The sequence below is a fragment of the Trichodesmium erythraeum IMS101 genome, from assembly GCF_000014265.1.
In the GTDB taxonomy this organism is placed as follows: Bacteria; Cyanobacteriota; Cyanobacteriia; order Cyanobacteriales; family Microcoleaceae; genus Trichodesmium; species Trichodesmium erythraeum.
Genome location: NC_008312.1, coordinates 3349540 through 3363788, shown reverse-complemented (window position 1 = coordinate 3363788; position 14249 = coordinate 3349540). Strand labels below are relative to the sequence as shown.

The 14249-nt window shown below is 33.9% G+C and carries 9 protein-coding genes; 5 read left to right on the top strand and 4 right to left on the bottom strand.

Annotated elements, in window-relative coordinates; all coding sequences use genetic code 11:
* Positions 1-12: 12 nt before the first annotated feature.
* The gene (locus TERY_RS10220) at positions 13-750 is read right to left on the bottom strand and encodes a hypothetical protein (RefSeq protein ID WP_011611757.1); all 738 of its coding nucleotides are present in this window, start codon (positions 748-750) and stop codon (positions 13-15) included.
* Positions 751-2414: 1664 nt separating this feature from the next.
* Here TERY_RS10220 and TERY_RS10215 point away from each other — a divergent pair.
* Together TERY_RS10215 and TERY_RS10210 are read left to right on the top strand one after the other, a co-directional pair.
* Positions 2415-2660: a hypothetical protein gene (locus TERY_RS10215; RefSeq protein ID WP_044136698.1), complete on the top strand. Its 246-nt coding sequence runs from the start codon at positions 2415-2417 to the stop codon at positions 2658-2660.
* A complete protein-coding gene (locus tag TERY_RS10210) occupies positions 2657-4729 on the top strand; it encodes an AAA family ATPase (RefSeq protein ID WP_011611755.1) in 2073 nt (690 codons plus the stop codon). The genes TERY_RS10215 and TERY_RS10210 overlap by 4 nt, the downstream gene beginning before the upstream one ends.
* A gap of 556 nt (positions 4730-5285) precedes the next feature.
* On the opposite strand, the gene TERY_RS10205 is transcribed toward TERY_RS10210, so the two are convergent.
* On the bottom strand, positions 5286-6053 hold the full coding sequence (locus TERY_RS10205) for a methyltransferase domain-containing protein (protein ID WP_011611754.1): 768 nt from the start codon (positions 6051-6053) through the stop codon (positions 5286-5288).
* 520 nt (positions 6054-6573) lie between these two features.
* Here TERY_RS10205 and TERY_RS10200 point away from each other — a divergent pair.
* The 3 genes from TERY_RS10200 (at position 6574) to glgA (ending at position 9811) form a co-directional block, all read left to right on the top strand.
* Complete coding sequence (locus TERY_RS10200) at positions 6574-6924, top strand: nucleoside triphosphate pyrophosphohydrolase (RefSeq protein WP_011611753.1); 351 nt, start codon at positions 6574-6576, stop codon at positions 6922-6924.
* Positions 6925-7452: 528 nt separating this feature from the next.
* Positions 7453-7917 (top strand): DNA phosphorothioation-associated protein 4, encoded by a 465-nt coding sequence (locus tag TERY_RS10195; RefSeq protein ID WP_011611752.1) that lies wholly within the window; start codon positions 7453-7455, stop codon positions 7915-7917.
* Positions 7918-8428: 511 nt separating this feature from the next.
* Entirely contained in the window at positions 8429-9811 is a 1383-nt protein-coding gene (glgA, locus tag TERY_RS10190; RefSeq protein ID WP_011611751.1) for a glycogen synthase GlgA, read from the top strand.
* 1011 nt (positions 9812-10822) lie between these two features.
* Here the strand turns inward: glgA and TERY_RS10185 are convergent.
* Together TERY_RS10185 and TERY_RS10180 are read right to left on the bottom strand one after the other, a co-directional pair.
* Positions 10823-11164, bottom strand: a complete 342-nt coding sequence (locus TERY_RS10185) for a hypothetical protein (RefSeq protein ID WP_011611750.1) — start codon at positions 11162-11164, stop codon at positions 10823-10825.
* Between the two features lie 1611 nt (positions 11165-12775).
* Positions 12776-14224 carry a reverse transcriptase domain-containing protein gene (locus TERY_RS10180; RefSeq protein WP_011611749.1) on the bottom strand — a complete coding sequence of 483 codons (1449 nt, stop codon included), beginning with the start codon at positions 14222-14224 and terminating at the stop codon, positions 12776-12778.
* Between the last annotated feature and the right edge of the window lie 25 nt (positions 14225-14249).

Here is a 14249-nt window from a genome sequence, read left to right as displayed (position 1 = left end):
GAAGCAAAACTTCTACAAAATTAGCCAAACAGCTAATCCCCAAAATGGTATAAATCTTAACCAACGTTTGCCACTTTCTGGCGGTTCAATATTTCCTATTAATACTGCTTGAAAAATGGCAAATAAAATTACATCTACACAAAAGGCAATGGTGAGGCGATCGCTCTGAAAGTTTTGTATAAAAAATTTTCCCCTAGTAGCGATATCGCCAAATTCTGGTCTAGCGAAAATTCCCCAGACTATAGCGATGCTGCCTATAATTAATCCGACAACACCGAATATTTTCGCCAGTAAACCTTTACTCATTTGTTCCTCTATAGGAAGTTCAGTTGCAGTGCTGCGCCAAGCCATGTATGGTAGTAAGAAAGTATTGGTAAGGAACATTGCCATACTCCAAATCAAGATTTTTGGAAGTTCTCCACCACGGCGATCGACAAGCAGGAGGGGAAGAAACATAAATATCCAAGCTTCAGCAAAGTTGAATAAACTTTCTAACCAAGGATGTACGATCGGTGCTTCCATATATTTTATACCAATAACATTAAAGATGGGAAGAATGAAGAAAAAATTGATAGATACCTCAATGACTTCTTTAATAGTTTCAGGTTGAACCGCCCAAATTGGTCCGTTAGGAAGTAGTTGATCTTGGGGTGAAAGTAGGAGAATGTAGATATATGTTGCTGATAATAGCCAGAGTAAGATAGAGATAATGGGAGAATTTTGTTGTTTTGGCAAATTTGATTGTGTCATTGGGTAATTTTTTTAGTATTGGTTATAGCCGTTCTTATTTTAGTACAATGTTGTGGGGAGTAAAATTATATATCTTCTAAAGGTTGTTGTGGGGTAACTATTTCCTGAGAGCAACAAGCTATGATACTTAGTAAAATCTGATTCTATGATCGTCGCTACCACTAATGATAGTAGTACCATCAGGAACGAAGACTAGTGAATTCATACTGGGAAAAAGTATTCTTACTATTCCCAAAATTCAATAATTATGATCGTTGTTGTTGAAAGCTAAGACTACTGAATAAGCCTGACCCTTAGTTTCAATAGTTGATAATAAGGAGCTATCAGCTACATATCACAGTTTGATAGTTAGCTCAAGAAAACCATACCTAACCTACTAACAAGAATGGGATCATTGCAACTATTATCGTAGGCTGGCGGAGTAAAGATTAGTAAATTAACTCCACCAGAATAAGCATTAAGAGTAAATAACAATTAGCCATCAGGTTTTCTGACTCAAGCTCTGCCAACCGTCTAGAAATTACTGACATATTAGAATCATAGGTAAAAGTAGCTTGCTTTGTTTTGTCAGCCAGACTGCAATTAAAAGTTTCCCTTTGAAGTCCTAGAGTTCTCCATTGAAAAGCAGGCTATGGAAAATTGACGGAATGGGTTCAAAGGTATAAATTTCGGGTGCCGGGCAAATTTGCGCTGCAAACAGGGTAAATAGAGCAATATTTTCCCTCTTGGGAGTGGGTTATGATTCGATATTATTCCTGATACATTTAAATCATACATTCAAATTTTATATTACTATCTGTTTGTTTAAGAACCAGATAAGTAGTCAGTTTATCCAATGTATTTTTTCTGATGTTAGCTATTTTTCTATATACTAGTAACATAAAATAAATAGATAATAGGAGATAATTGTATATCATACCAAATTATAGACAATAGTTAAAAACCCGATAGATAAACATAGTTAAAGTAAATATTTGATAAAGGATAAAACCTATCAACTTTTCTAAGTGCTTGTTTTTTGCTGTATTTATTCAGTTATCACCTGATTTTTCCCGCTACTAAAATTTTACAATTAAGATTTTAGTATATTAGGAAGCCAGCTTTTTTATGCCAATACAAATTAAAATCTGTTAACAAAACTTGAATGTATTCAATTAAATTAACCCTATAAATACTATTTCTTAACCTTAGCCAAATTTGTTGTTGAAAACAATGTACATAATACCTACCACTTATATACATACAGCAGTTTTCATTTCAGTAGATTTGAATAAGAGTAAATGGCCCTTTTTTTGTTCAATATGTTTACATAGTATTCTACAGGAAAATGCCTCTACAGGATTTTCTTTTGGTTATGAAGGTATGGCTCATAAATCTGAAAAGTGCTGTAATACTTACCACTAATACTTAGCAACCCAGTATAATGATTCCAATTTCATTAATTTAGGGGTAGTAGTGTACAAGTAGTGATTTTTGCAGTTAGGCTTGTGAGAATGAAAGGAATTTTATTGTGAATATTGCTACACATATATAACTCCTAACTTAGGCTACACTAAATATTTTAAAAAATTGTGTGATTTAGTTTTTGAGCATGATATGTAGCCATCTTTGATAAAAATTTGGTACATAAAGAACATGAGGTATTACTTATTATTAAAATTCAAATGACTTCAAAATACTCAGACAAAGGAATCATAAACATATCAAATATTTTTTCAGAGAAGCATTCAACATACAATGCTCAAAGTCAAAGTAAGCTAAATAATATTCAAGAACCAATTACTACTGCACCTCCAGAAGTAAAGTATATCATTGGCCGAGTATTACAACTAGAAAAAGACAGGCTTTATAAAAAAACTCCTCGAATTAATGATGATATTCTCAAAATTATTAAGGAAGCAGTACAATGAAATTAGTGTCAATTATATTGTGTAACTTTCGCCAGTTTTATGGCAAAACTCCAGAAATAATTTGTGCTTCAGGGAAACAAAATACGACAATTATTCATGGCAACAATGGTGCCGGTAAAACTACTATCATGAATGCTTTTACCTGGGTACTTTATGAGAAATTTAGTGCAGCTTTTGCTGCAGAAACTCAATTGGTAAATAAACGAGCAATTACAGAAGCAAAAGCGGGTAAAGCTATTGCTTGTTGGGTAGAAATTATATTTGAACATAATCATAAACGTTATCAAGCAAAGCGTTTATGTCGAGCTTATAGAAACGAAGAAAATAAAATTGAACATGGCAAAAGTGAGCTATATATGCAGATAGCTGGAGATGATGGACGTTGGTCTCCACCACCAGAACATCCTGATGATATTATTGGTAGAATTCTGCCAGAAAGTTTACATCGATATTTCTTTTTTGACGGTGAAAGAATTGAATATATTGTTAGGGATAACCAAAAAAGTGAAATTGCAGAAGCTACTAAGGAATTATTAGGAATTGAAGTATTAAATCGTTCTGTTAGACATTTAGGGGAAGCTAAAAAATCCCTAGAAACTGATTTAAGATTGATTGGGAATCCAGAGACTAAAAAGTTCTTGAAAGAAAAAAGTAAAATTGAACAGGAAATTTATAAATTATCAAAACGCCAACAAGAAATAGATCAAGAATTACAACATCATGGAAAATTTAAAAAAGAAATTAATAGTCGTTTGTTAGATTTTAAAGGTGCAGAAGGATTGCCTCAACAAAGAGACAAATTAAAGGTTCGTATTGGGGAAATAAAAGAACAAATAGTACAAGCAAATCAGAGTTTAAAAAGAGCTATATCAACTCGTGGTTATATGGTTTTTTTATCAGAAGCAATAGTAGAATTTCGAGAATTATTTAGTCATTTAAAGGAAAAAGGTGAGTTACTTACAGGAATTAATCGGCAGTTTGTTCAACAGTTATTAGAAAAACAACGTTGTATTTGTGGCACTGAATTAACTATAGATTCTAATGGGAGAAAATTAGTAGAAAAATGGATGCAAAAAGTAGAGGTTGCTGATGTTGAAGAAACTGCAATTAGAATGACTGTACAAATGGATGAAGTTGATAAGCAAATTGTAGATTTTTGGGATGAAGTTGATAGACAACAAGGAAATATAGAACAATTACGTTATCAGCTTTCAGGGGTGGAAAATGAATTGGAAATAGTTCAAAAAAAATTACGCTCTTATCCAGATGAGGATATTCAGGAGTTACAAAAAAGGTTAGATGAAATTGAAATTAAGGTGGGAAATTTAAATAGAGAAACTGGTTCAAATAGTCTACAGTTAGAAACTTTACATAAAGAAATTAAGGTTTTAGATAAACAAGTCGATCGCCAAACTATGAATGAGTTAAGGCAAGTTTTATCTCAAAGACGAATTGCTGCTACTCAGGATGCTATTGAGAGGCTAAACGAAGTACGTTTACGTTTAGAAAAACAATTTAGAATTTCTTTAGAAAAACGGGTACAAGAGTTATTTTCTGAAATTTCTTTTACTCCTTATATTCCTCAGCTAAATAAAAACTATGAGTTAACTTTAGTAGAAAATACTAGTAGTAAAAATGACTTAGTTGCTGCTTCTACAGGAGAGAATCAAATCCTCAGTTTGGCATTTATTGGTAGCATTATTGATCAGGTAAGAGAGTGGAGTAAAAAAAATACTTTAATGGGTCCTGACAGTAGTACTTTTCCTATTGTAATGGATTCTCCTTTTGGGAGTTTAGATGAGATTTATCGGCGAAAAATTGCTAAAATAATTCCTCAATTAGCAAATCAATTAGTTGTATTAGTAACTAAGACTCAATGGCGAGGTGAAGTTGCTGAGGAAATGGCTGATTATATTGGCAGGGAATATGTGCTTTCTTATAATTCTCCAAAATCAGATTGTGAGGAAGATGCTATTGAGTTAGGTGGTAAATCTTATCCTTTGGTAAAACGTAGTCCAAATGAGTTTGAATATACAGAATTACTTGAGGTAGATAATAATGATTTTTAATCATATAATAACTAACCATTAGCACTCATTTATATATTAAGTTTTAGTAGGTTTAATGTTTAAGGTTTGGTGATTTCAGGTTTCAGGTTATTAGAAATAATTGAAAGTGAATTGAAGTAAAAAGTTATTGATATTTAACGGGCTAAAATCAATATATTTGGTAGTAATATGCTATCAATTTATTGATTTTTAAAACTAATACCTAACACCTGAAACCTGACACCTGATACCTAAAACCTGACATATAAAATGTGAAAGTTAGACAATAGAAATTTTTTATCTTAGTGGCTTACACATATACCCGAAAAGACCTGATTAAAAATTTATGAGATTTGCTCATAAGGGTATCATGAATTAAATAGGATAATTTGACTATTTCTTAAAATCTAGAACATCACCCTTTTTATATTAATCAGATATAGTTTTTATATCTATCCTCTGCCCTATTATTTGTTACCAAAAATCTACAAATTCTCAGAATTCAAATAAGATTGCTATAGTAGTTTTTCTTGAATTATCTAATAGTATTAACTTAGTATTATTCTTAACCTTAGTTTCACAAAGAAATATCAGGCTTTTTAAACACTAAAAAATGCTGTTGTGGTAAAAAATCTCTAGTATCTTGCCAAATCAAACCAACAGCTTTCATTTCTTTTTTTACCTGTTTTTCACTCATTTTGTGTAAACCCTTAATCATAATCATTGGATTTTCACTCCGATATTCCAATAAAACTACTCGCCCACCAGGTTTCAATCCCTCAACTATTCCTAACATCATTTCTCGTGGATATTCAAACTCATGATAAGTATCAACTAACAAGGCAATATCAACACTAGATGGCGGTATCTTTGGATTATCTACATCACCTAAAATTGTCTCAACATTAGTAATATTTTCCTCATGATTAACAAAATTAATTAACTCTAACATCTCTGGCTGTATATCTATTGCTAGTACCTTTCCCTCTGGAACTAAAGGACTCATCCTAAAAGTAAAATAGCCAGTACCAGCACCAATATCTGCCACGATATCTGTTGATTTTAATTCAAGATTATTAATAGCACTTTCAGGTTTTTCTTGATAAGTTCTACTATCTCTTTCTAACCATCCTGCGCCTTCATGCCCCATTACTTTAGCAATTTCTCGACCTAGATAAAATTTGCCAATACCTTCATAATTATGAATAGTTCTATATTGGTAAATACTATCTGAATTGGTAACTATACCAGTGTTAATGGCGCAAGAAGCTAGAGTCGAAACTAGCAGCAATAGAGATAAAATTTTTCCTAAATTTTCTATAAATTTTATGATATTTTTAGTCATAGCAAATACCTGGTTATTTCAGTTATGAGTTAGCCTTCTTGGGTCGGAGCTTCCCTTTTCATCTCCTGTAGTTAAACAGTTATCAGTACCGAACGCTTAATTCAGAGACTTGAGACCTGATTTTTTGGTCATAAATAAAATTAATTTTGAATAAGGGAAATAATACTAAACATTATAAAGAAAAAAACAAACATAAATTCGATGCAATCCAAAGTCTGTTTAATAAAACATTATAGTTCTGATGAACCTTTGTTACAAATAAACCACGGAACATTGACTTGAGAATAAGCATATTTTTAGCAATTGGTAGATAGCTATCCTATATTTATGTTGTCCAAAATATTGGCGTTTTTGAGGGTTTGGGGCAACGGGCAATGAGGGCAATGAGCAAGAGTTTCAAAGTTTATTTTGAGTTTTTTAATTTTTATAACCGTTTTATATAATTGCTATATATTTTATATATAATGGTTTGTGTTAGTTTAATTAATAAACAAAACTTACTGAATAAGGCAATATAATTATGCGTCAAGAATATAATAAATTAGTCCGCGATCGCATCCCAGAAATTATCCTTAAAAGTGGTATAGAATGTGAAACTGTAACTCTATCAGAAATAGAATATCAGCAAGCGCTACGACAGAAACTTATTGAAGAAGCTCAAGAAGCTGCTGCAGCAAATAACGCTGATTTAGTAATAGAAATAGCAGATTTATTAGAAGTAGTAGATGCTTTACTAAGAAGTTATGGTATTTCTCATGGTAGAGTTAGATTAGAACAAGATAAAAAGCGAGCAAGTAAAGGAAATTTTGATAATAAAACTATGTTGTTATGGACAGAAGAAAAGAGAGTAAGGAGTAGGAATATTTCATAAGGGGAGGTTTTTAACTTTCTGGTTGTGACTAGACTTGTTGGATTTGTTAATAAGGAAGAAAAAAGCGTAGATATTAAGAGGTATTTACAAGTATATAATCGTAAAAAAAAACTACTATTACTTACTTATTACTTAAGAAATAAAGTTTTGAGTAATCTTCTATATTTTTTGTGAAATTGCTATAAATATTTAATTTTAGTAATGCTAAAATAGACTTTTATGAAAAAGTATGTTAGTGACAGGGAGTAATCAAGAATATGATTGTTTGTAATAGTTGCAGTATGTTTTGTTTGTACATTTTTCTCACTCACTAATATTAGAGAAAATCCTCAGGAAGCGAATATTAGTTCCCTAATTGTTTGGTACTTTTATTAAGGTTTAAACGAATTAAAATAATGTATAATTAAGGTTTTATATTTATTTAGATGGCTCGAAAATAGCAATAAAAAAAGGTAATTAAATATTGCTTTTTATCGATCTCTTTATGGTCAGAATTAGTTCTTAATCACTACCTTAATTTTTTGAGTTATGAACAGAATTAGAATTGCTAAAGATAAAGCAGATTTAGTTAAAGCTTTAACTGAATCAGAAGGAAAAACAGGCCCATTTAAAACCTATGCAGATGTAATAGTATTTGCTGCATCTTTAGCTATTAAGAAAAAAAAGCGAATTCCAGTGACAGAAATTTCTATAAGAGAACCAGGGCCAATTAATATTGAGGTGTTTTGGTCTAGGGGATATGAAAATATTATTAAATTAATTGCGATCGCCGACACAAGAGATACAAAAATTCTCTCCCAAACTAATGAAGAAATAGAGGAAAATCGGATTAAAATATTTGAAGAGTATGCTAATGGGGGATTGGAAATATTACAAGATGAACTGCGAGGTGCAGTAAATTATTCAGAGCGTCTTTTATTAGTTTTAATTTCTGAAAGATATCAGAAACCTCAGGCAGAAGCCGAATTTGATTTAACTAAATTTTTGGGATAAAAGATTCGGATTTTTGGAGAGAATAGGAATGATGGGGTGATAGGGAACAAGCAAAACAAAGAATTTAACCTCTGAAGTCTAACTTCTAACTTCTGAGTTCTAATTTCTGAGTTCTGAATTCAGCTATAGGTATGCCCATACTAAGATAATTGGCCATAATCTAGACTAGAAGCAGGATAATATCTTTAAAGTAATTTTTATAGATAAAAATACTATTCCAGTTGACAAAAAAAGGTAAAAACAATCAAAGTACTTTTTTTGGAAAAAAAAGACTAAAAAGACGAATCTAACTGTACCGTAAGCAAAAGAGCAACAAATGCTGATGTGAACAGTTCAGAGAAAATCATAATAAAAACAGCTCCCTTATGTCTTTAACTATGGGAGTGAGGGTGTTGTAGTTAAACCAGCCAGGATAACACCTGCAAAATAAAGATATATTTTATGTGACTATATTTTTATAAACTATGATGACGATATTTAAAATTAAAAAGGGAACGCAAACTCAAAAATTATGCGAATTTTATTTGTGTCTGCTGAAGCGACTCCTTTAGCAAAAGTTGGTGGTATGGCAGATGTAGTGGGTGCCTTACCCAAAGTACTACGGAAAATGGGTCACGATGTTCGTATCTTCATGCCTTATTATGGCTTTTTAGGCGACAAGATGGAAGTTCCTGAGGAACCTATCTGGGAAGGAACGGCCATGTATCAAAACTTTAAGATTTATGAGACGGTACTACCAAAAAGTGACGTGCCATTGTACCTATTTGGTCACCCGGCTTTTTGGCCACGTCATATTTACTATGGAGATGATGAGGACTGGAGATTCACTCTATTTGCTAATGGGGCGGCCGAGTTTTGCTGGAATGGCTGGAAACCAGAGATAGTTCATTGTAATGACTGGCACACTGGCATGATTCCAGTTTGGATGCACGAAACTCCAGACATTAAAACCGTATTTACTATTCATAACCTAGCTTATCAAGGACCTTGGCGCTGGTACTTGGAAAGAATTACTTGGTGTCCTTGGTACATGGAAGGGCATAATACAATGGCAGCAGCAGTTCAGTTTGCAGATCGGGTAACTACTGTTTCTCCAACCTATGCTAGTCAGATCCAAACACCTGCCTACGGAGAAAATCTAGATGGTTTAATGTCTTTTATTACGGGGAAACTACACGGTATCCTCAATGGTATTGATATGAACTTTTATAATCCAGCTAATGACAGATATATTCCTCAAACTTATGATGTCAATACCCTGGAAAAACGGGTTGACAATAAAATTGCTCTTCAAGAAGAAGTAGGTTTTGAAGTTAACAAAAATAGCTTTCTCATGGGAATGGTCTCCCGACTGGTAGAACAAAAAGGACTTGATTTAATGCTGCAAGTCTTAGATCGGTTTATGGCTTATACTGATACTCAGTTTATTTTGTTGGGTACAGGCGATCGCTTCTATGAAACCCAAATGTGGCAAATAGCAAGTCGTTATCCTGGTCGGATGAGTGTCCAACTTTTACATAATGATGCCCTTTCCCGACGAATATATGCAGGTACTGATGCTTTCTTAATGCCCAGTCGATTTGAGCCTTGTGGTATTAGTCAGTTATTGGCAATGCGTTATGGTAGTATACCTATTGTCCGTCGCACAGGTGGGTTAGTTGATACTGTCTCTTTCTATGATCCTATTAATAATGTAGGTACTGGCTATTCTTTTGATCGCTATGAACCACTAGACCTGCTTACTGCAATGGTCCGAGCCTATGAAGGTTTCCGGTTCAAAGATCAATGGCAGGAGTTACAGAAGCGTGGCATGAGAGAGAACTTTAGCTGGGATAAGTCAGCTCAAGGTTATATCAAAATGTACAAATCAATGCTCGGATTACCTGAAGAATAAATTGTAGCAGATAAAGAGCCTGAGTTAGCACAATAATACCTAAGACTAAATCTGGTTTAGATAGAAGCATAATTTTTGAAGTTAAGGCAGAAGAGCTAGAGAAGAACTTGAAAAAGGTAATGCATTCAGGAGCGGATCTGCTATAGTCTGGGGAAAGGAGTTGAGGTAAAATACCTCAATTTCTTTCCATAACTTCCATATAGCATTCCAAGTAAAGAGCTTAAAACGATTTCTAAATTATTTTCATCATAATATCTTTGGTTTCCGAGGGAACATTTTCGTTTGACTAAACTTACCCAAACTTACATAAGCGTGATCCTATAAGTTTTGGAGCTAGCTTCGGTGTTTCACCTTTATGTCACTAGGCCGCAGTCTTTCTACTTATCTACGACCCAGGCTTCAAATCCCCAGAAAGCTAAAGCGACTTATTCACATACTTTTCACTCATTACCCATACTGCTACAGTATCGCTATGTAGATGTATATATAATTTTAAATAAGTATCGTTAATTTCTATTGAACTTTCAAGTTCCCTACTAATTTCCCTCTATAATTAATCCCAGCGCCTCAATGTTGATTCTGATTTTCCCATCAATACGAGGGAACCCATTCATGTTAACTCTATCATAATCATAGGTAAGTTGGGGTAGATATCCGTAAACACTTATTTTTAGCTGCCAAATATTTTATTCAATACTCCATACGTGTAACTATAATTTTTCTTTGATTCTATACTCTTTTACTGATAATCTTCTAGAGTATTTTAATTTTAGTGGCATAAATCCTTGTAGAAGACTTGCCATTCTATTTAGACTAGCTTTTTTACCACCTAAACTCAATTTAAAGCCTCTGGGAGTTCCAGTCTATCTGAAAATGATATTACCCCGCAGATAATTTTTCTTGTTTCTACGGGGTAATAAGGTTTTTTTTGAAGCATTAGGTTGTATTGTTACAAAACCATAAAATCAGCTATTCTAAACAACTTAACAAAATAGTTAAATAATTAAACTGTCAAACTGTCAATTTTTCTCGCTTAAGTAAGTTATCTAGAAATGAATTTTGAGAGAGCCACTCTACAGCATCAGAATCTTTTTCCGAGTCTGGAAGTTGATCGACAGATACTAATATTGAGTCAGTCGAACGCACTACCATCTCTCCATTTAATAAAGCTTTTCGCCATTGTTTCCCTGTCTTCCAGGCCCAAAACTTGACCCCACTCCAACGAGGATTGACTGGGTATCCGGCAAATCCAGAACGCAGCGCAGGAATATAAGCATTTTTTAGTTGAGTACGGACTAATATTCCTTCTGTTAGTTTAACAACCTTGAGGTTGTGATTCTGTTCCTTTAACATGGGACTCACCTCCTATTGTAAATTTACTTCATTATTCTTGAAATATCATAATACAGAAATTAAACAAATCTATGGCCATCAGTTACATTCTAGCTAATATTTAGATCAATTCAGGAAAGTTATCTAACTTTTTAGACAAGGATATATAGGAAATAACTCTATCAGTTATCAGTTCTCAAATCATAGCTTTAAGTAGAAACTTCACTATCAAGAAAAAATATTGGATTGAATATAGAAAGAGATACGATTAATCAAAAATGGATTCAAAATTTAATTGGGGTGTTAAATACAAATACTATATGTGAAACACCCATTTTGCAGAATAGAGTTTTATTTTCTATATTATATCTATGAGATAATTAATCTCAAACCCTTGAAATACCTAAGTAAAAACTTAGTTTTTGAAGAGGTCTATTCAATCAAATCAGGATAATTAGTAAGTATCCATCCATCTTTAATTAATTAGGGCTTACTGACTAAATCTAAAAGCATTTACATATCAAGACTTTAGCCTTTGCATCTGGGAAAAAATTGCGAGCTTTTTTCTTCCCATAGTTCCCATAGTTGAGCATGTGAGTTTTGTGAGAGACAAGGGCAGAAAATTAAGGGGCAATTCTTTCAACTACATCCTCTGTAATTCCCACTATTATATACTAGGCGCGCCTTGATGCAAAGTCTCTCCCTAATCTTTACTCCTACCCTTACCAATGGATATTTATCATAGAGTCAATGGGGGAGATTGCATCCCCTTACTTCCCTCCTTTATGCGCCATAAATGAGAGTTTTGCCCCTCATGGCTTCTGATACTGGATATACGCTTAAGGGTTCGCCCATAGTAATAGATCCCACTTTTGCTAATAGCTGGGTTTTAGCCGTTGTAAGTAATTTCAACTAAGACTAATACCTCCAATACCTTCCCAAGCCTGGGTATCCCAGCTATAAGGCTAGGCTTTTGCTTATTGGAATATCCTTAATTCTTGAGCCTTCAAGTGTACTCTTTTCTTACCTCTAAACAGATGAGGACTCAAGGACTGACTTCGTTCCCACATACAATTCCGTGTCTGAGACTAGAACTCCTAAACTGTGGCGGTTTTACCAGAAGTATCCTAATTCATGATGAAATACCCAGGAGCAAGCAAACTAAAATGGTATGGTTTTTCGGGAATACTTGGAGAATTACCCTAAACTAAGGTAACGATAGTTTTAATAGCATTGGTTTTCTATTCCTAACTAAGATAAATATATAAGATGACCGGCTTCATTTTAAATTTTAGATAGTCTTTCTTTGCTTACTCAAAACACATTTGAGCAAACATTTTTTAACCATCTGTTGCTGCCTTTTTTCTTTCAGTATCAACGTTTTTGTAAAGTCTTTAGCCACTTGGAGAGACTTTCGGTAATATTGAGCAATTCAAACTAATTCTCCTTGGTTCGTTAATACAGAAGATTAAATAAAAATTAACTTAAAAGTCTTATACCAATTCTCAAAAACTTGGCTATATTTTAATTGTATCTTTCACTAAAAATTTTAACTGAAAACCTCTGAAATTTTGACTCCTGACTCTTGAGTCTTAACTGCCAGCAAAATATTACAACTTAAACTGGTGTAAACTAAGTACCATCGTGCTCCAAAATTTTCGTCGATCGCCTCCTTCTCCCAGTATATTTTTCCTTAATTTGTTTCACCCGCCTCACTAACTCCCTACCTTTTTCCGGGTTGACCATCGCCACAAAATTAGCAAAACCTTCTATTGCAGCTATCACATTATCACTATGACCCCACCTTTTCCCTTGAGGTCCGTCCTTTTCTATCTGATATAAAGTTGCCCGAAACCTCTTCAACTCTTTGCGAGAAATATTCGGAAATTCATTCACCACAACACCAGTAACTTCAAGTTGACTAGACTTGCCCCGAAGAAGTCTGGTCTTTTCTCTATTTACAGTAAACCCTTCATGACTAACAATAGACTCAGTACGTCGGAAAACATTGCAAATGTGTCGGAGACTATCTCCAGAACTAGAAAAAGTCAAGTCATCAGCATAACGAGTATAAACAAAATCAAGTTTGGCTGCCATTTCACTTAGACGTTTATCCAAGCGACGACACATAATATTAGTAATTGCTGGACTAGCAGGAGAACCTTGAGGTAAGTGGCGATCGCTCTGAGCTACATAATAAACCTGTCCGTCTAACTCTACTACTACGACATTAGGTTCAGTACAAAGAAGAGCAAAAATAGTAGCAGCAGCTTCAGAGTAACCCAATGAAAAAAATAATCCTTTGACACGCTTGTAACAAATAGAGGGAAAAAAATTTTTTAGGTCAAAATTAATAATTACATCTTTAGCCACATGAGGTTCAGCATTAGTAAGAATAGAATGTCCGGCACGGAAACCATGAACTGCTTCATGGAGGGGAACATTACAGAGAATATTATCAAGTATCCAAGTTTGAACATTTTTCAAACGTGGCATCGGAGCAGATATTTGCCTTTCTCCCCCTGTTTTCTTAGGAATTTTGAAACGGATGTAGTGGGAAACTGTAGAAGTAGGGCGGGAAAATGCCAGAAACCTAAGTTCTCCCACAGTAATATCCATAGCATTAGCTATATCTTGGGCAGTATTAAGGATAGGGAGGTTGTAAATTTCGAGACGAAAGATATTCCCTTCAACATTATTCAGTCCTCCAGATATCTCTTCCCCTAGATAAATAATGTCATTTTCTTTTTTTTCTTGCCATGCTTTAGCGCGTTCTTGTCTTTCTCTTTCCCGAAGTTCTTTAGTTTCTTGTTGTTTGCGACGTGACTCAACTAATCTTTGTTTGTAAGCTTCTTGACCCAGTTTCTTTAAGTTAAAAAGGTGGGCATTTTCTTGGCGAAGTTTTTTCAGTTGTTGTTCTAGTTCCCCACGACGCTGAATTTCATCGACAGGGTCTAGAGGCATTTCTTCACCTTCTGGCCAAAAGCCATAGCGAGTCATTTCTTCGAGGAGAAATTCTTCCCGGCCTATTTCGCGAATACGAGCATATAGTTCTTTGCGGGAGCTTGGCTGATCCGTCATTTCAGTTATCAGTATCAATTATCAT